Source organism: Streptomyces sp. RKND-216 (assembly GCF_004795255.1).
Classification (GTDB): Bacteria; Actinomycetota; Actinomycetes; order Streptomycetales; family Streptomycetaceae; genus Streptomyces; species Streptomyces hazeniae.
This window is the reverse complement of record NZ_SSBQ01000002.1, coordinates 5,416,868-5,436,011: the sequence shown is the minus strand read 5'-3', so window position 1 is coordinate 5,436,011 and position 19,144 is coordinate 5,416,868. Positions and strand designations below refer to the sequence as shown.

At 74.8% G+C, this 19,144-nt stretch carries 17 protein-coding genes and 5 tRNA genes; 8 read left to right on the top strand and 14 right to left on the bottom strand.

Annotated features, from left to right (window positions below; genetic code table 11):
* Nucleotides 1-3 precede the first annotated feature (3 nt).
* Together E4198_RS23980 and E4198_RS23975 are read right to left on the bottom strand one after the other, a co-directional pair.
* Entirely contained in the window at nucleotides 4-825 is an 822-nt protein-coding gene (locus E4198_RS23980; RefSeq protein WP_136184987.1) for an aminodeoxychorismate lyase, read from the bottom strand.
* Complete coding sequence (locus E4198_RS23975) at nucleotides 822-1,925, bottom strand: chorismate-binding protein (RefSeq protein WP_168711496.1); 1,104 nt, start codon at nucleotides 1,923-1,925, stop codon at nucleotides 822-824. The genes E4198_RS23980 and E4198_RS23975 overlap by 4 nt, the downstream gene beginning before the upstream one ends.
* A 153-nt stretch (nucleotides 1,926-2,078) precedes the next feature.
* Between E4198_RS23975 and E4198_RS23970 the strand changes: the two genes are divergently transcribed.
* From E4198_RS23970 to E4198_RS23950, 5 genes are all read left to right on the top strand, one after another.
* Nucleotides 2,079-2,151 (top strand) — tRNA-Gly (locus E4198_RS23970).
* 26 nt (nucleotides 2,152-2,177) lie between these two features.
* A tRNA-Cys gene (locus E4198_RS23965) sits at nucleotides 2,178-2,248 on the top strand.
* A 1-nt stretch (nucleotide 2,249) separates the two neighbouring features.
* A tRNA-Val gene (locus tag E4198_RS23960) sits at nucleotides 2,250-2,321 on the top strand.
* A 48-nt stretch (nucleotides 2,322-2,369) separates the two neighbouring features.
* A tRNA-Val gene (locus E4198_RS23955) sits at nucleotides 2,370-2,441 on the top strand.
* Between the two features lie 10 nt (nucleotides 2,442-2,451).
* Nucleotides 2,452-2,523, top strand: a tRNA-Val gene (locus E4198_RS23950).
* 54 nt (nucleotides 2,524-2,577) lie between these two features.
* On the opposite strand, the gene E4198_RS23945 is transcribed toward E4198_RS23950, so the two are convergent.
* The 3 genes from E4198_RS23945 to E4198_RS23935 form a co-directional block, all read right to left on the bottom strand.
* Entirely contained in the window at nucleotides 2,578-2,856 is a 279-nt protein-coding gene (locus E4198_RS23945) for a zf-TFIIB domain-containing protein (RefSeq protein ID WP_136184985.1), read from the bottom strand.
* A gap of 45 nt (nucleotides 2,857-2,901) precedes the next feature.
* Nucleotides 2,902-3,939, bottom strand: coding sequence for a phosphotransferase (locus E4198_RS23940; protein ID WP_136184984.1), 1,038 nt, complete (start codon nucleotides 3,937-3,939; stop codon nucleotides 2,902-2,904).
* 172 nt (nucleotides 3,940-4,111) lie between these two features.
* Entirely contained in the window at nucleotides 4,112-4,324 is a 213-nt protein-coding gene (locus tag E4198_RS23935) for a hypothetical protein (protein WP_136184983.1), read from the bottom strand.
* 588 nt (nucleotides 4,325-4,912) lie between these two features.
* Here E4198_RS23935 and E4198_RS23930 point away from each other — a divergent pair.
* A complete protein-coding gene (locus E4198_RS23930) occupies nucleotides 4,913-6,151 on the top strand; it encodes a serine/threonine-protein kinase (RefSeq protein WP_136184982.1) in 1,239 nt (412 codons plus the stop codon).
* Nucleotides 6,152-6,243: 92 nt separating this feature from the next.
* On the opposite strand, the gene E4198_RS23925 is transcribed toward E4198_RS23930, so the two are convergent.
* The 6 genes from E4198_RS23925 to E4198_RS23900 form a co-directional block, all read right to left on the bottom strand.
* Nucleotides 6,244-7,359 carry a MerR family DNA-binding transcriptional regulator gene (locus E4198_RS23925; RefSeq protein WP_136184981.1) on the bottom strand — a complete coding sequence of 372 codons (1,116 nt, stop codon included), beginning with the start codon at nucleotides 7,357-7,359 and terminating at the stop codon, nucleotides 6,244-6,246.
* A gap of 70 nt (nucleotides 7,360-7,429) precedes the next feature.
* On the bottom strand, nucleotides 7,430-8,248 hold the full coding sequence (locus E4198_RS23920) for an RNA methyltransferase (protein ID WP_136184980.1): 819 nt from the start codon (nucleotides 8,246-8,248) through the stop codon (nucleotides 7,430-7,432).
* 7 nt (nucleotides 8,249-8,255) lie between these two features.
* A complete protein-coding gene (cobA, locus tag E4198_RS23915; RefSeq protein WP_136184979.1) occupies nucleotides 8,256-9,470 on the bottom strand; it encodes a uroporphyrinogen-III C-methyltransferase in 1,215 nt (404 codons plus the stop codon).
* A gap of 238 nt (nucleotides 9,471-9,708) precedes the next feature.
* Nucleotides 9,709-12,966: a nicotinate-nucleotide--dimethylbenzimidazole phosphoribosyltransferase gene (gene cobT, locus E4198_RS23910; protein ID WP_136184978.1), complete on the bottom strand. Its 3,258-nt coding sequence runs from the start codon at nucleotides 12,964-12,966 to the stop codon at nucleotides 9,709-9,711.
* Nucleotides 12,967-13,247: 281 nt separating this feature from the next.
* On the bottom strand, nucleotides 13,248-14,471 hold the full coding sequence (gene cbiE / locus E4198_RS23905) for a precorrin-6y C5,15-methyltransferase (decarboxylating) subunit CbiE (protein ID WP_136184977.1): 1,224 nt from the start codon (nucleotides 14,469-14,471) through the stop codon (nucleotides 13,248-13,250).
* A gap of 160 nt (nucleotides 14,472-14,631) precedes the next feature.
* A complete protein-coding gene (locus E4198_RS23900) occupies nucleotides 14,632-15,270 on the bottom strand; it encodes a GNAT family N-acetyltransferase (RefSeq protein WP_136184976.1) in 639 nt (212 codons plus the stop codon).
* Between the two features lie 345 nt (nucleotides 15,271-15,615).
* Here E4198_RS23900 and E4198_RS23895 point away from each other — a divergent pair, with 345 nt between their 5' ends.
* Both E4198_RS23895 and E4198_RS23890 read left to right on the top strand, forming a co-directional pair.
* Nucleotides 15,616-15,984: a hypothetical protein gene (locus tag E4198_RS23895; RefSeq protein ID WP_136184975.1), complete on the top strand. Its 369-nt coding sequence runs from the start codon at nucleotides 15,616-15,618 to the stop codon at nucleotides 15,982-15,984.
* A 31-nt stretch (nucleotides 15,985-16,015) separates the two neighbouring features.
* A complete protein-coding gene (locus E4198_RS23890; protein WP_136185592.1) occupies nucleotides 16,016-16,450 on the top strand; it encodes a hypothetical protein in 435 nt (144 codons plus the stop codon).
* Nucleotides 16,451-16,501: 51 nt separating this feature from the next.
* Here the strand turns inward: E4198_RS23890 and E4198_RS23885 are convergent, their stop codons facing one another.
* From E4198_RS23885 to E4198_RS23875, 3 genes are all read right to left on the bottom strand, one after another.
* A complete protein-coding gene (locus tag E4198_RS23885; RefSeq protein ID WP_136184974.1) occupies nucleotides 16,502-17,011 on the bottom strand; it encodes a GNAT family N-acetyltransferase in 510 nt (169 codons plus the stop codon).
* Between the two features lie 85 nt (nucleotides 17,012-17,096).
* The gene (locus E4198_RS23880; protein ID WP_136184973.1) at nucleotides 17,097-17,666 is read right to left on the bottom strand and encodes a sigma-70 family RNA polymerase sigma factor; all 570 of its coding nucleotides are present in this window, start codon (nucleotides 17,664-17,666) and stop codon (nucleotides 17,097-17,099) included.
* 164 nt (nucleotides 17,667-17,830) lie between these two features.
* Nucleotides 17,831-18,982 (bottom strand): glycerophosphodiester phosphodiesterase, encoded by a 1,152-nt coding sequence (locus E4198_RS23875; RefSeq protein ID WP_136184972.1) that lies wholly within the window; start codon nucleotides 18,980-18,982, stop codon nucleotides 17,831-17,833.
* Nucleotides 18,983-19,144 lie beyond the last annotated feature (162 nt).

The following is a 19,144-nucleotide window of genomic DNA, read 5'->3' as shown; positions in this document are numbered from 1 at the left end:
TGCTCACGGCTCCGGGACGGCGGCGGAGCGCTCCTCGAAGAGCCGCATGGCCTTGGCGGTGACCGGCCCGGGGGCGGCGCCCAGGGCGCGGGGCCCGACGCGGTGGACGGCCTGCACATCGCGCAGTGAGGAGGTCAAAAAGATCTCGTCGGCGCGGTCCAGGACGTCCATCGGGAGGTCGGTCTCGCGGGCGCCGGACCACTCGGCGACCAGGGCGCGGGTGATGCCCGCCAGGCAGCCGGAGGTGAGCGGCGGGGTGTGCAGTTCGCCGTCCAGGACGACGAAGACGTTCGAACCGGTCCCCTCGCACAGCCGGCCGGCGGTGTTGGCGAACAGCGCCTCGGTGGCGCCGTCCTGCCGGGCACGGGCGAGGGCGATGACGTTCTCACCGTAGGACGTGGTCTTGAGGCCGGCCAGGGCGCCGTGCTCGTTGCGCGTCCAGGGGACGGTGACGACGGCCGTGGTGTCCGGCCGGCGTGCGGCCTCGCCGAGCGCGACGACCAGGGTGGGGCCGGCGTCACCGCGGTCGGAGCCGAGCGGCGAGTGTCCGCCGGTGTAGGTGATACGCAGGCGGCCGAGCGGCATCGGATTGCCGTCGAGTACGGCCGCACAGGCACGGCGGACCTCGTCCAGGTCGGGTGCGGGCAGGCCCATGCCTCGGGCGGAGACGGCGAGCCGGTCGAGGTGGCGGGTGAGGGCGAAGGGGACGCCGTCGGTGGCCTTGACCGTCTCGAAGACGCCGTCGCCGACGGTCAGGCCGTGGTCGAACACGGAGACGCGTGCGTCGTCGACCTCCCGCAGGGAGCCGTCGAGCCAGATCCTCACGTGGTGGTCCTCTCCTCCTGCCGGTTGCCCGGTACGGGCTCCGCCGGGCCTGTACCCGACGCTACCGCGAGCAGCCGGGATGCCTTGAGCTCGGTCTCCGCCCATTCCCGCTCCGGGGCGGAGTCCCAGGTGATGCCGGCCCCGGTGCCGAAACGCAGCACGGGCCCGGCCGGGTGGGCACGGTCGATCCAGAACGTACGTATCCCGACGGCGAGTTCACCCGTTCCCCGGTCGGCGTCGACCCACCCGACGCCGCCGCAGTACGGGCCGCGCGGCGCGGTCTCCAGCGAGCGGATGACGTCCAGCGCGCTGCGCTTGGGGGCGCCGGTGACCGAGCCGGCCGGGAAGGTGCCGTCCAGGAGCCGGGCCCAGGTGCGGCCGTCACCGGCGTCGGCGATCCGGCCGCGAACGGTGGAGACCAGGTGGACGAGCCCGGGGTGCGCTTCTACCGCACACAGGTCGGGGACGGTCACCGAACCGGTGGCGCAGACCCGGCCGAGGTCGTTGCGGACCAGGTCGACGATCATCACGTTCTCGGCGTGGTCCTTCTCCAGCAGGTCGGCGGCGGTGCGGCCGGTTCCCTTGATCGGGCCGGAGGTGACCGTGTCCCCCTCGCGCCGCAGGTAGAGCTCCGGGGAGGCGGTGGCGACCTCGACGCCGTGGGCGGGGAGGCGGACGGTGCCCGCGTACGGCGCCGGGTTCCCGGCAGCGAGGAGCGCGCCGAAGGCGTCGACGTCGGATGCTTCGAGCCGCGGGTCGGGGAGCGGGGCAGTCAGGATGCGGCAGAGGTTGGCCTGGTAGACGTCGCCGGCGGCGATGTGCTCGCGGATACGGCGGACGCCCGCGGTGTAGCCGGCGCGGTCCAGGGAGCTGGTCCAGTCCCCGGGGGCGGGCCCCCGCCAGCGGGCGTGGTGCGGGCGCCGGGAACGGGCCGGATCGGACCGGACGTCACCGAAGCGGGCACAGGTCAGCCCGCCCTCGAAGTCCGCGACGACGGCCCACCAGCCCCGGGAGTCGAGGGCCTCGGGGTCACCGGTGACCTCGCGCAGGTCCGTGGCGAGGAGACCGCCGAAGCGGGCGAGAGGCGGCAGATCGTGCACGCGTACGAGTGTAGGAGGCGCGCCTGAGCGGCCACGCTGCGCAAACGGAATTTGAGCCTGGCCCGGAATCCGATAGAGTTCACCACGTCGCCGGGTCGCGGAAGTGGGCCGGAGGCGGGTGGCTTCCGGGCGCGCGGCCTGGTGGAGACCCACGCGGACGTGGCTCAGTTGGTAGAGCATCACCTTGCCAAGGTGAGGGTCGCGAGTTCGAATCTCGTCGTCCGCTCGGATGGGGCCCTGCGTCCCCGTCATGGTGGAGTGGCCGAGAGGCGAGGCAACGGCCTGCAAAGCCGTCTACACGGGTTCAAATCCCGTCTCCACCTCGGACGATTAGCTCAGCGGGAGAGCGCTTCCCTGACACGGAAGAGGTCACTGGTTCAATCCCAGTATCGTCCACTGGTCCTGCACTCCGCCGCCCTCGCGGGCGGTGGGGGTGACGGTCCCGCGCGATTAGCTCAGCGGGAGAGCGCTTCCCTGACACGGAAGAGGTCACTGGTTCAATCCCAGTATCGCGCACGCATGTCCCGGACGATTAGCTCAGCGGGAGAGCGCTTCCCTGACACGGAAGAGGTCACTGGTTCGATCCCAGTATCGTCCACGCGTCATGACAGCCCTCGGCTTTTCGGCCGGGGGCTGTCGTCGTTCCGGGGCGTCAGGAGGAGAAGAGCATCCTGCCGAAGCCGCGGTGGCCGTGTCCGCGATGGCCGTGGTGCGGAGCGCCCCAGGCGGGTGCGGCCGGGTAGGACTGCGGTACGGGGGCGGCGGGCGGCGCCGGCGGCGGCGCCTGGCCCGACCACTGCGACTCGAAGCGACTCAGCGCCTCGAGCTCCCCGTAGTCGAGGAAGATCCCCCGGCATCCGCTGCACTGCTCGATCTGCACGCCGTTGCGGTTGTAGGTCTGCATCGGCGCACGACACTTGGGACACTGCATCGTCTGCGTCAACTCCTCGCCTGTCGTTTCACTGGATCCCCCAGCCTACGGCCGGGCGGGGCAGGGGAGTTCGACGATTCTGCAACAAGCCTCGACGAGCGCGCGCTCGTCCACGTCGAGGGCCCGCACCTCCGGTGTCGCCTTGGCCACGGCGACCGCCGCGGTCTGCACCGTGAGAGCCCGCGCGGGCTCGTCGAGCCAGTCCCACAGGTCGTCCACCGGCGGGCGGCGGACGGCGAGGTAGCCCAAGAGCAGCCGCTCCCAGGCGGCGGGCGGCAACAGCCCGGCGGCGAACCAGGCGGCGGGCCGTGCCAGGTCCCAGGCGGGGTCTCCGAGCCCGAGGTCGTCGATGTCGATGAGCTGCCACCGGCCCTCCGGCGGGGGGTGGCGGACGAGTTGACCGAGGTGGAAGTCGCCGTGGCACAGCGCCCGGGGCCGACCCGGGGGCGGCGCGGCCTCCGCGCGGCACCAGGCGGGCAACCGCGCCCAGGCGCCTTCCACCGCGTGGCGCGCGGCGTCCAGCGAGGCGTGCGCATCCTCCGGTGCGGCGCGGCCCGTCGTCCCGCCGACGGGCGCGACCGGAGCAGCGGGCGCGGCATCAGCCGCCTGGGCGGCGCGCATCCGCGTCACGGCGGCCGCCGCCTTGAGGGGGCCGCGCATCGGCGGCAGCGGACCGTGACGGCGGGCGATCTCGTCGTGCGGCGCGGTGTGCAGCCGGGCAAGAAGCGTCCCGGCCTCCTCCCACGGCGCCGCCTCCGGATCGGCCGGGTCGACGGGGACGCCGTACGGCCAGGCCGTGGCCGGACGCCCGTCGTGGAGCAGGCCGACCGGTGCCGGGCACAGCGGCGGCAGCAGGACGCCGCGCAGGGCGGGGTCGGCGGCGACCCGCAGCCGTACGGCGAGCGCGGACGGGTCCACGTCGGGCGCGTGGGCCTTCGCCACCGCTCCCCCGGCACGGACGACCGTGCCGTCGGGGCGGTCGGCGAGCAGCACGGGCTCCCGGCGCGGCGGGGGCAGAAGGGCGGCGAGCTCCGCGGCCGGCGACGGGCGGGACGGCGGAGGAGACGGGGCGTGCTGCTGCATGCGCACGGATCGTACGCGGCGGCCGCGACGGACGGCACGGGCCTGGACGGCGTGGAGCCCGGGCAGCTCCCCAGCTGCCCGGGCTCATCTGCCGTCCGCCGCACCCCCGTCCCCACGGGGCTGATGGCCGGCTGTCCCCGGCTCGGGCCGCTCTCCCGAGCCCCGGGGCGCCTCAGCGCCCCAGTATTCCGGCCACGGACGACGCCTGGGTGACGACCGCCTCCACGCCGCCGAAGACGACGGCGAGGAGCAGGGCCATCGGAAGGACCATGACGGCGGCGGCAACGGGATGCCGGCGGCCGCCGCGGCGGGCGCCGAAGGCGGACGTCGCCGCCGCCAGTCGTCCCTGCACCCGGGACGCCGTACGCCCTGCTGTGTGCGCCATGGCTCCAGCTCCTGTCCGGTTCGGGGCGGCGGGCGTCTGACCTCGGGGGACGAGTACGTTCGCCCGCCGCAGGAAAACCACACTAGGCGCGGGAGGGAGCGGGTGCGTCATGCCCGCGTACCGACTGCGGGGCCTCCCGCAGGATGACGGCGCAGGCGGTGGACTACTCCCCTGGGTGGAGACGCGTCGCGCCAGGTCGGGGGTCTCCCGGAGGGGCAGGGCCAGGACGTGCGGGTCACCTCCTGCTGCCGGGGGAGCGTCGCCGTCGGTGACTTCGCTCACGGAAGCGGCGGATCAAGGCCACCGGGAGGGCGGAGGGCCCGGCGGTACGGAGACACCGGAGTCGCGCGATGCCAAGACGACGACCTGTCAGAAGAAGTCATGCGCGCGGCAGTTGGGACGCAGGGCGGCCGCGGGGGACGGCTCGGCCGGGCCAGGGAACGGCGGAGAAGGCCACCGGCCCGTACTGACACGGAGTCTGACGGCACGTGTGCCGCCTCTCGTTGCCGGGCGCCCGTAGTCCGTAAGCTGTCCTCGTCAGCAGGACGGCGGCGGTTGGGGTCTCCCACCGGAGGTAGGGGAACGACTATGGCGATGATGCGGCTCCGGCGCGAGGACCCGCGAGTCGTCGGCTCGTTCCGGCTGCACCGGCGGCTGGGGGCCGGCGGAATGGGCGTCGTCTACCTGGGGTCGGACAAGCGGGGCCAGCGCGTGGCACTGAAGGTCATCCGGCCCGACCTGGCCGAGGACCAGGAGTTCCGGTCCCGGTTCGCCCGGGAGGTGTCTGCCGCGCGACGGATCCGCGGGGGATGCACGGCCCGGCTGGTCGCCGCGGACCTGGACGCCGGGCGTCCGTGGTTCGCCACGCAGTACGTGCCCGGCCCCTCCCTCCACGACAAGGTGACCGAGGAGGGCCCACTGCCCGCCTCGCAGGTCGCATCCGTCGGCGCCGCCCTCGCGGAAGGGCTGGTCGCCGTACACGAAGCGGGGGTCGTGCACCGCGACGTGAAGCCGTCCAACATCCTGCTGTCCCCCAAGGGCCCGCGCATCATCGACTTCGGCATCGCGTGGGCCACGGGAGCGAGCACCCTCACCCACGTGGGTACGGCCGTCGGCTCGCCCGGTTTTCTCGCTCCCGAGCAGGTACGGGGCGCGGCGGTGACCCCGGCCACCGACGTGTTCTCGCTCGGTGCGACGCTCGCCTACGCCGCAACCGCGGACTCCCCCTTCGGCCAGGGCAGTTCGGAGGTCATGCTCTACCGCGTCGTCCACGAGGAACCGCACCTGGACGGGGTGCACGCGGCGCTCGCCCCGCTCATCGAGGCGTGCCTGGTGAAGAACCCCGAGGAGCGGCCGAGCACGTTGCAGCTCTCGCTGCGGCTCAAGGAAATCGCCGCCCGCGAGGCCCGCGGTCTGCCGGACGCCGCCGTGCCGGCGGAGCCGACCGCGGTGGGGCGCGCTCAGCGCCGGCCGACGGGGTCCCGGGCGGAGGAGTACGCGCGGCAGCGCACCGAGCACGACGGGGGCGGTCCGGCGTCGCGCACCGGTGCGTCGCCGCGCACGGGGGCACGGCGTCCGGCGCAGCGGCCGTCCGCGCAGCGCGGCGGCCCGGCGCGGAAGCCGGCCACCGCCGGCCGCTCGGGCGGCCGGCCCGCACCAGCGGCCCGCGGCGGCGGACCCGACCGGCGGCTGCTGCGGCAGCGGATCTTCGTCTTCGTCACGGTGACGCTGCTGGTCGCTCTGGGCATCGCGGCGGCCCAGGGCTGCGAGAGCTCCCTCGACGCGCTGGGCGCTCCCCGGCCCGCCCCGGCCACCGCGCCCCGCTGATCCCCCCGCCACGCGCACGGCGGCGTCCCGGCCATGGCCGTGGGGTGGCCGGTGAAGCCGTGGGGCGACTCGTGCCGTGCCGGCGCACGGGCTCAGGCCACGAGCAGGCGCAGGCCCAGCTCTGCCGCGTCGAGGGAGACGAGGTCCCGGTGACGTGCGGCCCAGCGGCCCGAGGAGAGGTCGTCGCGGAGGCTGTCCACCGCCCGCTGCTCAGCCTGAGGCCCGACCCTGGTCCATACCGATACCGCACGGCGCACAGGGTCCTCCAGGTACGCCTCGGGCCTGCGCCAGTGGGCCTCGAAGAAGCCGTCGGCACAGTCCCACGGGATCAGCACCGGCTGGGCGCGGCCCCCGATCGCGCGGGTCATGTCGGCCAGTGAGGGCCAGCCGACGAGAAGGCCGGCGAACTCGGGCAGGTAATCGCGGGTCAGCCAGAACCGGTCGAGTCGGCCCGGCGAGCCGGCGTCGTAGGTGAACACCACCACGCGCCGGGCCACTCGCCGCATCTCGCGCAGCCCGGCGATCGGGTCCGCCCAGTGGTGAACGGTGCTGACCGCCATCGCGGCGTCGAACGACTGATCGGCGAAAGGCAGGCGTTCCGCTCCGGCGGCCACGCACGGCGCCGCACCCGGGGGGCGCTGCGCCCGCATCACCGCCGACGGTTCCACCGCTGTGACCTCGCGGTCCGGGGGCTCGTAGGAGCCGGTGCCGGCCCCGACATTCAGGACCGTACGGGCTTCTCCGAGCGCATCCCAGATCCTCACGGCGATCCGCCGCTCCGTGCGCCGCGTCGCCGGGTAGGCGGACCCGATGGATTCGTACAACTGCGCGCCGAACACTGTCAGTTGATCCTCCGGCTTCGTCCGGATCCCCATCGCTCGTGCCTCCAGCTCCTCGTCGATGGCCGCCACCGTGGCGGCCAGACGGTCGCGCTGCTCCTGCAGCAGGCCGCGCAGTCGGCGCAGGCGGGCGACCGCGTCGGTGGTCGGGGCGTCCACCAGGTCCGCGATCTCCCGCAGGCCGAAGCCCAGCCGCCGGTAGCCGAGCACCTCCCGCAGCCGCTCCACGTCGCCCGCCGAGTAGGCCCGGTACCCGGTCGCGGTCCGCGCGGACGGCGGCACGAGACCGATTTCGTCGTAGTGATGCAGCGTGCGGACGCTCACGCCGGCCAGCTCGGCCACGCGGCCCACGGTCAGGTGTTCCTCCATGCCGACGACGATGCGGCATCACGCCGCGTGAGGGTCAAGCGGATGACCCGACCGGGCGGCCGCGACGGTGTCACCCGGGGGAGCCGGAGGCCACCGCGTAGAAGGCCACGGCGGCGGCCGCGGCGACGTTGAGGGAGTCCACGCCGGCCGCCATGGGGATGCGCACGCGCCGGTCCGCGGCACGCTGGGCGCGCTGTGTGAGGCCGTCGCCCTCGGCGCCGAGCAGCAGCGCGACCCGCGCGCCGGTCCGTACGGAGGCGACCTCGCCGAGCGGCTCCGCGCTGCCACCGGGGGTGAGGGCGAGCACCTCGAACCCGGCGGCGCGCACCGTGTCGAGACCTTGCGGCCAGGCGTCGAGGCGGGCGTAGGGGACGGAGAAGACCGCGCCCATCGAGACCTTCACCGAGCGCCGGTACAGCGGGTCCGCGCAGGACGGCGACAGCAGCACCGCGTCCATGCCCAGGGCCGCAGCGCTGCGGAAGATCGCACCGATGTTGGTGTGGTCGTTCACGGCCTCCATCACGGCGACGCGCTGCGCGCCGTCGAGGAGCCGGTCCGGTGCGGGAAGCGGTCTGCGTTCCATGGAGGCGAGGGCGCCGCGGTGCACGTGGTAGCCGGTGACCCGTTCGGCCAGTTCGGGGCTGACGACGTACACGGGGGCGGTCGCGGCGGTGATGACGTCGGCCATCGCGTCGGCCCACTTGGGCGTCAGCAGCATCGACCGCATGCGGTAGCCGGTCTGCAGGGCGCGGCGGACGACCTTCTCGCCCTCGGCGATGAAGAGGCCCTCGGCGGGTTCGCGGCGGCGCCGCAGTTCGACGTCGGTGAGGGAGGTGTAGTCGTGCAGACGGGGGTCGTCGGCGCGGGTGAGGGTGAGAGGTTCGGGCATCGGCCGGTCAGTCCTCCGCGCCGACGCCGACCACCGGGCCGACGACGATGACGGCGGGGGGCCGTACTCCCTCGGCCTCGATCACGCCGGCCACGGTCTCCAGTGTGGCGTCGACGCGCCGTTCGGCGGCCATGGTGCCTTCCTGGACGACGGCGACGGGCGTGCCCGGGGCGCGGCCGTGCCGGACGAGGGTGGCGGCGATGGCGCCGATCTTCTCGACGGCCATGAGCAGCACGAGGGTGCCGCGCAGCCGCGCGAGGGCCTCCCAGTCGACGAGGGACTGCGGGTCGTCGGGGGCGACGTGGCCGCTGGCGACGGTGAACTCGTGGGCGACGCCCCGGTGGGTGACGGGGATGCCGACGGCCGCAGGGACGCTGACGGAGCTGGAGATGCCCGGCACCACCGTGACCGGGATGCCTTCGCGGGTGAGCTGCTGCACCTCCTCCATGCCGCGGCCGAAGACGTAGGGGTCGCCCCCCTTGAGCCGGACGACGAAGCGGCCGGCGCGGGCGTGTGCGACGAGGGCGTCGTTGATGGCCTGCTGCGCCATGGCGCGGCCGTAGGGGATCTTCGCGGCGTCGATGACCTCGACGTGCGGCGGGAGTTCGTCGAGCAGGTCGCGCGGGCCGAGGCGGTCGGCGACGACGACGTCCGCCTCGGCGAGGAGGCGGCGGCCGCGCACGGTGATGAGGTCGGGGTCGCCCGGGCCGCCGCCGACGAGGGCGACGCCGCCGGAACGGGCGCGGCGGTGCGGCGCGCCGAGGCTGCCGTCCCGGAGGCCGTCGACGATGGCGTCGCGCAGCGCGGCGGAGCGGCGCGGGTCGCGACCGGTGAGGACGGCGACGGTGACACCGGAGGTGCGTCCTGTGGCGGGCGTCCAGGCGGTGGCGGCCTCGGCGTCGTCGCTGCGCACGGCCCACACACGGTGGGCCTCGGCCTCGGCGGAGGCGCGGGTGTTGGCGGCATCGTCGTCGGTGGCGATGAGCGCGTACCAGGCGTCGGCGAGGTCGCCTTCGCGGTAGCGGCGCCGCTCCCAGGTGATCTCGCCGGCTTCCGCCATGGCTTCGACGGAGGGAGTGACGGAGGGCGAGATCACGGTGATGTCCGCGCCCGCCACGACCAGCGCGGGGAGGCGGCGCTGGGTGACGGTGCCGCCGCCGAGGACCACGACGCGGCGTCCGGCCAGGCGCAGGCCGACGGGGTAGGCGGGGGTGTCGGGCATCGCGTGCGGCTCTCCTTGCGGGGTGGCGCGGTGCCGCTGCGACGTCGGAGCGGCGGGTGAGGTGCGGTCGGGCGGTGCCGCGCGCTCCCGGCGGTGCTCGCCCGGCCGGACGGTCCCGGCCTGCGGGAACGCGTGGGACACAGCTTATGGCGGGGCGGCTCGGGGTGCTGTACCGCGGATCACTCGCCGACGGGTCCGGGCGCCGGAGAGGTGCGGCGGTCCGGACCCGTCGGAGGGGTCAGTTCTTCTCGGTGACCCCCGCCGAGTCGAACGTGGCGACCTCGTGCATGGCGCGGGCGGCGCTCTGCACCATGGGGAGGGCGAGCAGCGCTCCGGTGCCCTCGCCGAGGCGCAGGTCGAGGTCGATCAGTGGGCGCAGGCCCAGCTTGGTGAGTGCGGCGACGTGCCCGGGTTCGGCGCTGCGGTGACCGGCGATGCAGGCGGCGAGGGCCTCGGGTGCGATCTGCCGGGCGACCAGGGCGGCGGCTCCGGCGCTGACGCCGTCCAGGACGACCGGGGTGCGCAGCGAGGCGCCGCCCAGGATCATTCCGGTCAGCGCGGCGTGTTCGAGTCCGCCGACGGCGGCGAGCATGCCGATCGGGTCGGCCGGGTCGGGCTGGTGCAGCGCGAGCGCCCGCCGGACGACGTCGATCTTCCGGGTGTGCGTCTCGTCGTCGATGCCCGTGCCGCGTCCGGTGACGTCGGCGGGGTCGGCACCGGTGCAGGCGGCGATCAGGGCTGCGGAGGCCGTGGTGTTGGCGATGCCCATCTCGCCGGTGACCAGCGCCTTGTTGCCGGCGGCGACGAGGTCGCGGGCGGTCTCGATGCCGACCTCGAGGGCGCGCAGCACCTCCTCGTGGGTGAGGGCGGGCCCCTGTGTCATGTCGGCGGTCCCGGGGCGGACCTTCCGCGGCAGCAGGCCGGGCGAGGCGGGGAGTTCGGCCGCCACGCCCACGTCGACGACGCAGACCTCGGCACCGACCTGACTGGCGAAGGCGTTGCAGACGGCGCCGCCACCGAGGAAGTTGGCGACCATCTGCGCCGTCACCTCCTGCGGCCAGGGGGTGACGCCCTGGGCGTGCACACCGTGGTCGCCCGCGAAGACGGCGACGGCGGCGGGCTCGGGCACGGGCGGCGGGCACTGCCGGGACAGCCCGCAGAGCTGCGCGGAGATGATCTCCAGCATGCCCAGCGCGCCGGCGGGCTTGGTCATCCGCTTCTGGCGTTCCCACGCTTCGCCGAGCGCCTTGGCGTCCAGGGGGCGGATCTTCTGGAGCGTCTCGGCGAGCAGGTCGTGTGGTTCGGCTCCGGGCAGGGCGCGGCGGCCGTAGGACTCCTCGTGCACGACCCAGGACAGCGGGCGGCGCTTGGACCAGCCGGCCTGCATCAGCTCGGGTTCCGCCGGGAACTCGTCGACGTAGCCGATGCACAGGTAGGCGACGACGTCGAGGTGCTCGGGCAGGTCGAGGGTACGGACCATCTCGCGCTCGTCGAAGAAGCTGACCCAGCCGACGCCGAGGCCCTCGGCGCGGGCGGCGAGCCACAGGTTCTCCACGGCGAGGGCGGAGGAGTAGGGCGCCATCTGCGGCTGGGTGTGGCGCCCGAGGGTGTGCCGGCCGCCGCGGGTGGGATCGGCGGTGACGACGATGTTGACCGGCGTGTCGAGGATGGCCTCGATCTTCAGTTCCTTGAACTGCTTGGCGCGCGCCTTGGGCAGCGTCCTGGCGTACGCCTCCCGCTGGCGCTGCGCGAGTTCGTGCATCGTCCGACGGGTCTCCTCCGAGCGGATCACCACGAAGTCCCAGGGCTGGCTGTGACCGACGCTGGGTGCGGTGTGCGCCGCCTCCAGGACGCGGAGCAGCACCTCGTGCGGGATCGGGTCGGGCCGGAACCCGTTGCGGATGTCGCGGCGTTCGCGCATGAGGCGGTGCACGGCCTCGCGGTCCGCCTCGTCGTAGCCGGGGGCGGCGGGTCCGCGCTCGGCCGCGGGCGTGGCCTCGGCGGGCGGCTCCTCGGTGGGATCGGGGGCCGGGTCGGTGGCCGGATCCTCCGTGGCCTCCGTGGCCTCGGAGGCCTCGGCCGGGAGCTCCTGGACGGTCGGCCCGTCGGTGGGAGCACCGCCGTCGGACGGCGCGGCGGCGGAAGCCGTGCCGTCCTCGCTTATGGGCGGAGCGGTGTCGGCCGGAACCTCGGGATCTGCTTCCGCGGCGGGTTCCGCCGGGGAGGGCGGGTCGACTTGTTCGGCGGGCGGTTCTTCGCCACCGGTCGCCGCCGGGTCGAGGACTGCCGCGGGCTCTTCCGCGACGGCGTCGTCGACCGGTGCCTCACCGACGGGGGCGTCGGGCGCCTCCGTCGCGATGGCGGTCTCGTGTGCGGCCGCCGAGTCGGGACCGTCGGCGCCGGGTGCCGGGCCGGGCCCGGGGGTGTCCGGCAGGTCGTCCCCGTGTGCGCGAGGCAGGGGGACGACTGACCCGGCCTGCTCGAGCGCGGGTTCCTCGGCCAGCGCCGGCGCCGGCACGTCGGCCGGCGCGCCGGCATGAGCTGCCGCGTCCTCGGCGCCGTGCGGCGCCACGGTCCCGGCGGGCCCGGACTGCTCGTCGGCGCCCTGCTCCGAAGCCTGCTCAGGGGCTTCATGCTGCGTCTCGGTGGGTGCCGCCGAAGCGGCGGCACCCTCGGCGCCGGCACGGCCGGCCTGTTCCGCCCCGGTGGCCACGTCCTGCTCGGACACGTCCGATGCGACGACGGGGTGCTCCGGTGCGGCGACGGCCGGCGCCGAGGGCTCCGCCACCGCAGGGGCGGGCTGCTCGGGGTGCTCCGGCACGGCGGCCAGGTCAGGACCCGGCAGCGGCTCGGCGGCCAGGTCAGGACCCGGCAGCGGCTCGGCGGCCGCGTCGTAGCCGGCTGCGGGCTCCTGCGCCGGGGCCGCGAAAGGTTCCTGCGACGGAGCGACGGTCCAGGGCTCGCTAAGGGAGGGCTCCTGGCCGAGCTGGGGGCCCGGCGGCGTCTCGCCGCCGGGGTAGCCCACGTCCAGGTACTCCGGGCCGGGGGCGGCGGGGGCCGCGTGCTGCCCGGGGTACGACGCGGGCGGCGTGACGTGGACGGACGGCTGGGCCGACGGCGGGGAGCTGGGGCCGCGGTCGGCGAGCGTGCGCACGGCGCCGGACTGCTCGGGCACCGGCGGACCGAGGTGCAGCGGGCGGCGCGGCTGGCTCTGCTGCGCGGCCGCCTGCTGCGGCGGATGCACGGCGGTCTGGACGTCGTACTGACCCGAGGAGGACTGTCCGTCGCTCCACGCACTCTGCGCACCCGGCATCAGCAGGTCCTCGTCGTCCTCGAGCGCCTCGGTGTGGACCGCGTGCGGGTCGTGGACCGCGTGCGGGTCGTGGTCGGCGTAGGCGTATCCGCCGTGGACGGCCGCCGTGGGCTGCGGCTGCTCCGGCTGTGCGTCCGCGTACCCCGGCAGTTCCTCGCCGGGGACCTGGCCGCTGTCGGTCATGCGTACCCCTCGCCCCATCCGTAGTCCCTCTTCACCCACCCGGCGGATGACCGCCGCGTCCCAGGAGGAAGAACGAGCGCGCGCTCGTTGCGGCACGTGTCTCCGCCGGCGCCCACCGGACATCGCTGGACGAATCCTCACGTGTCCGGGGCGGCACAACGGTCCATCAGCCTACCTGCCGCGGGCTGCCGCACCGGCCACGGGTGAGTGAGAAGCGGCACTTCGCCGCCGGTGCGCCGCCAAGTGCGGTACGCGGCGCGGGCGGTGGCGGCGGCCGGCGGTCAGCCGCGTACGCCCGAGAGCAGGAAGACGACCGTGCGTTCGGTCTCCTGCCAGCGCTCGGTGTCCAGTTCGACGGACTGGAGCAGGGCGCACTCGACGGCGTACCCGCCGTCGGCGAGAGCGCGGCCGACGGCCTCCGCCTCGTCGCGCGTGGCGGCGTGCGTGACGATGCGGGCCGGCCTCCGGTCGGCGACCGCGGCGACCGTACGGATGCCGCCGCCGCCCACCCGGACGACGTCCGGCTCGGGCAGTTCCTCGAGGATCTGCGGGGCCGCCCCGGAGACGGTCTGCACCTGCACGCCGAACCGGCGCGCGGCAGAGGTGACGCGGGCGCAGGCGCGCGCGTCCCGGTCGACGGCGATGACGGCGGCGCCGAAGCGCGCGGCCTCGACGGCGAGGGCGCCGGTGCCGCAGCCGATGTCCCACACGAGGTCGCCGGGGCGGGGACCCAGCCGGGCGAGTTGAGCGGCGCGCAGCCGGTCCGAGGCGCCGGCGGAGGGCGGCGTCTGCTGCTCGGGGAAGGCCGCGGGCGGTAGCGCCCAGCCGCGCGGTCCGCGCTGGTGGCCGGGCTCCTGGCCAGCGCGCCACGCGCCGTCCTGGTCGGCGTTCTCCCCCGCCGGGCTTCCGCCCACCACGATGACGACGTTGGGGTCGCGCCAGGTGTGGTCGGCAGCCTTGTCGGAGGTCAGCACGCTGACCTCCTCCGCATCGGTCCCGAGGGCCTCGCAGACCACGAAGGTGCGGTGCACGTCGCCGAGCATCAGCGCGAGTTCGGCGGGGCCGGCTCCGGGCGAGGTGAGCACCGCGACCTTGGCGTGCGCACGGCAGACGTTGACGGCGCGTCGCAAGGTGCGGCTCTGCGCGACGACGACCTGCGCGTCGTCCCAGGGCATGCCGGCCCGCGCGAACGCGGAGGCCACCGCGGACACGGCGGGCGCGACCTCGACCTCGAGGCCGTACTCGGGAGCGCGCAGCGTCCGCACGACGCCGAAGAAGCCGGGGTCGCCGTCGGCGAGCACGACGGCGGTGCCGCGGTGCCGGGCGATCCGGCGGGCGGCGAGGGCGACGCTGCCGAGCCGGATCCGTTCCGCCTTCTCCGGGACCTCCGGGAGAGCGAGGTGGTGGGCGGCGCCGGCGACGAGGGTGGCCGCGCCGAGTGCGGCGCGCGCGGAGTCGCTCAGCGGGGAACCGTCCCACCCGATCACGGTGACGCGGTCGGCCATCGGCGGGTCACTCCTGGTGTGGGCGCGGAGGCGGGGGCGTGCCGAAGACTACCGCCGGGAGCCCGTGGCGGACCCGCCGGGTGCGGGCGGGCTCGGAGGTGCGCGGTCGTGGAGCGCCGGCGGAGATGCGGAGGACCGGAGGCCGCCCGCACCGGGAGGCTCAGTTCCAGTCCGCGTAGGGAACCGTTCCGCCCGCCTCGGCCATGCGCTCGGGCAGGCCGTCCAGGTCCTCGGGGAGCAGGCTCCACACGATGAGGTCGGTCCGGGCCTCGGTCCAGCCGGTGTCGGCGTCGCGGGCGCGGGTGATCCAGGCGTTGCGCAGCACGCCCTCGCTGACGCAGCCGAGCTTCTGCGCGACCTGCTGGGCTGCGGTGTTGTCGGCGGCGGTGCGCAGTTCCAGCCGTTCGAACTTCTGGTCCTGGAAGAGCCACTGGACGAGGGCGAGGACGGACTCGCATGCGTAGCCCTCGCCGCGTGCCCAGGGCGCGGTGGCGTAGGTGACCTCGGTGGTGCGAAGCCGCCAGTCGGTGCGCTTGAGCCGGACACTGCCGACCAGGCGCTGGGTGAGGAACTCGGTGACGGCGAAGACGATCCCGTCGCCGCGGGTGCGGGACGCGGGGGCGCGGCGGGTGACCCAGTCCCGGGCGTCGGCGTCGGTGTAGGGGGCGGGTGCGGAATTCCGGGAGGCGACGAGTTCGTCGTTCATCATCTCGGTCAGCGCGGGAACGTCGGCGTCGTCGAAGGGGCGCAGCACCAGCCGTTCCGTGCTGATCGAGATGTCCGGAAAGGTGGGTGTCATGCGCCGCTCCATGCCGATGCCTTGGGGATCTGGGCGGGTCCCAGGGGTTGCAGCAGTGCACAAGCATGCAGCATGCGGCGGCGGTTGTGCAGCGCCGGGCCCAGGTTGCGGGCGGGGTCCGGCGCTCCGGGTCGACTTGTCGACGTCGCGACTCGCGGTGCGGGACGGGACCGGGACCGCGAGTCCGGGCGCCTCGGGCGTCGTCACGGACCGTCGCCGTCGGTGACGCGGCACAGGAGCCGGAGGCCCGGTACCGGCCGTTGGTGGTCCACCCCGGGTCGGAGTCCGCTCACGGCGGGCAGGGGCCGCGGGGGGACGGTCGGGGACGGCTCCTAGACTCGGAGCATGCTCACCCCGCTGACGGCCACACTCGCCGTGGCCGCGCTGCTGCTCGCCGCTTGGTGCGGTCATGCGGCCTACCGCGACCAACCGACCAAGGACTGGCACTTTATCGGCATGGCGGTGGTGACGCTGCTCGCGCTGGTCCAGCTGGTGATCGGCGTCGTCCAACTGGCGACGGGGGGCGAGCCCGTCGGCGGTACCGCGGTCTTCGTGGCCTACCTGGTGGGGGTGCTGTGCTGCGTCCCCGCGGTGGCGGTGGTGTCGCTGTCGGAGCGGACCCGCTGGGGATCGGTCACCGTCGCCGCGGGCGCGGTGGTCCTGGCGGTGCTCCAGGCACGGCTGCACGAGGTGTGGGGAGGCGGCGGTGCCTGACCGCGCGGACCGCGGCACGCGCGCCGAACGGCTGTGGCGACGGCGTACGGCCGGGCGCGGGCCCGGCCTGCCGGGCATCGGCACCGGCCCCGGCCGGCTGCTGGTCACCCTCTACGGGATCTTCGCGGTCGGCGCCACCTCCCGCGCGGTCTTCGAGCTGACCACGAAGTACGGCGAGGCGCCGCTGGCCTACGTGCTGTCGGCGGTGGCGGCGGTGGTGTACGTGTTCATCACCGTCTCGCTGGTCCGCGGCGGGGAGGGTGCCCGCCGCCTCGCGCTGGTCTGCTGTTCGGCTGAACTGCTCGGGGTACTCGTCGTGGGCACCTGGACGCTCGTGGATCCCGCCGCCTTCCCGGACAGCACCGTGTGGTCGGACTACGGCATGGGCTACCTCTTCCTGCCACTGGCCCTGCCGGTGACCGGCATGCTGTGGCTGCGCCGCTCGCGGCAGGGCCGCGCGGTCTGACCCTCGCGGGCCGTCCGGCGGGCACGGCCCGCGACGATCGGAACGCGCGGCTCAGGCTCCGGTGGTCAAGGCCTGCGCGGAGGCCTCCTTCTCCATCGTGACCAGTGTGACGCGCCCCGGCCCGGTGTCGGTCTCGGTGCCGACGGCCGCGTAACCGCAGCGCCGGTAGAGGCGCAGATTCAGCTCGCTGCGGCGCCCGGTACGCAGCCGGTAGCGCTTCGCGGCGCGCTCGGCGGCCAGCTGTTCCTCGATCCGGGTGAGCAGCCTGCCGCCCAGGCCGTGGCGGCGCATCCGGGGGTGCACGCAGAGCCTGCTGATGGCGGCGGTGGAGTCGGCGTCGACGGTGGCGCGCACGGAGCCCACGACTTCGTCGCCCAGTCTCGCGACGAGTACGCAGCCGCCGGCCAGTTCGCCGCGCAGGTCGGCGAGGGTCTGGGTGAGCGGCTCGATGCGCCAGTCCCCGTAGAGCTCGGCCTCCGACTGGTAGCAGAGGTACTGGAGTTTGAGGATCTGTTCGGCGTCGTCGTCGGTCGCCGCAGAGATGGTCACGCTCGTGCCCATGCGCAGGCCCTCTCGATCGCTGGTGTCGGCGGGGCGCGCGGTGCGGGAGCCGCGCCCACGCCCGTGACCTGGTGGCGCAGGTCGCCTACCGCACCCTTCCCCGGACGGCCGGGGCCGCAACCTCCGTGCTGAGCATTCTGCGCAGGCAGGCCAGGCAACGGGAACGCAGTGGGCCGATGCTGCCCTGTGAGATTCCCGATGCGGCGGCGATCTCCCGGTAGGTGCGGTCGCCGCCATCCAGCAGTGCCGCGAGCACCTGTGGGCAGCGGCCGGGCAGCCGGGTGACGGCCGTGCGCAGCACGTGCCGTCGTTCGGCTGCCAGGAGCGGTGCCTCCGCGGCGGTGGCGGGGTCGTGGTAGCCGTCGGCGGCGAGCACGAAGGTGGGTGCGGGCGGGGACGGAGGGCCGTACGGCTGCTCGTGCAGGGGCACTTCGCGGCGGCTGCGCCGCCGGGTGTGCCGCATCTCGGCCCGCACGGCGGCGCGGAGCCAGGCGGCTGGGGCGGACGGCGGGGCGCCCTCCCGGACGTGCTCCAGCCAGCGCAGGCGCACCGCCTGGCGCACGTCGTCGGGATCGGCGCCGGTGCCGTGCGACTCGGCGGTGCACTCCGCCGCCAGCAGGACGTCGAGGTGCGCGGGGAGTTCGCGAGTGGTCATGTCTGTGGTGACGGCCGGACACCCGCCGCGGTTTCCGCCGCCGGCCGTGCTCACTCCCGCGGGTGGCCTTCCCCGGCGCGTACGGGCGAACCGCGCACGCCGGGGTGACGCCGGGCGGCGGCGAACCGGCAGCCGCCGTCGCGGACTTCGGTGGTCGCCCGGCTTCAGCGGTCGCGGAAGTCCTCGGCGGCGAGCAGGCCCGTGTCGGGGTTGTCGGTGAAGATCGCGTCGATGCCGGTCGCGAAGTAGGCACGGAAGGCGCCGAACGCGTCACCGTACGCGTTCGGGTCCTCGCCGCGGCGGAACTCCGTGGGCAGGAAGCCGTTCTCGTTCCGCATGGTGTACGGGTGCAGCACGAGTCCCTGCGCGTGGGCGTCGCGGACGAGGGTGGTGGGCTCCCCGAGGGAGCCGTCCGCGTTTTTCGGGATGACCAGGTCGGCGACCGGGCCGATGCCGCGGGCGAAGCCCGCGATCCATTCCAGACCCTCGGGCGTGACCAGGTCGGCCACCGTGCGCGGGTCGCCTGCCTGCACGAAGTCCCAGGGCCGGGAGTCCGCAGTCCACAGCAGCACCACACCGGGGCAGTCCACCAGGCGGTGCATCCGCTCGATGCTGCTGGGCTCGAAGGACTGCACGAAGTTGGGAGCGTGGCGCCGGTGGCGGCCGAAGCGGCGCATCAGCCGGGCGAGACGCTCCTCCAGGCCCAGGTCGAGGGAGCGGAAGTAGGAGGGGTGCTTCGTCTCGATGTGCAGCCACACCGGGCGGCGCCGGCGCCGGCCCTCCTCCTCGGCCCAGCGCAGCACCTCCTCGAAGGACGGCACCTGCCAGCGGCCGTCGTAGAGGGTGTTGTGCTGCCGCTGCTCCGGGAGACGTTCCACGGCGCGCAGGGTCTTGAGCTCGGCGAGGGTGAAGTCCTCGGTGAACCAGCCGGTGATGTCGGTGCCGTCGATGGACTTGGTGGTGCGGCGGCCCGCGAACTCGGGGTGGTCCGCGACGTCCGTGGTGCCGGTGATGTCGTTCTCGTGGCGGCACACCAGGTGGCCGTCGCGCGTGGCGACGAGGTCCTGCTCGATGACGTCGGCGCCCATGTCCAGGGCGAGCTGGTAGGCCCCGAGGGTGTGCTCGGGCCGGTAGCCGCTGGCGCCGCGGTGGGCGACGACCGCAGGCACGGGCAGGTGCCGACCGCCGCGGCCGGGGCGGTCCTTCCCGCGGTCGTCGGCCCGCGCGGTGCCGGCGGCGCCGAGGGCCGCCGCCCCGGCTCCGAGGGCCGCGGCGCCCAACACGCTTCTGCGGCCGGGACGCTGGTGGTCGTCCATGCGCTCTCCCCTGTTGCTTCGGTCTTCCGTCGGTGCGCGTCGTCCGCTTCAGTCGCGGTCGCGGGCGCGGGCCGATGGTAGGGGCGGCGGGGTCCCGGCGGGAGACGGCAGGCCGAACATGGCGGAAACAGCACGGGCGGTACCGGCGCCGGGCACGGGCCG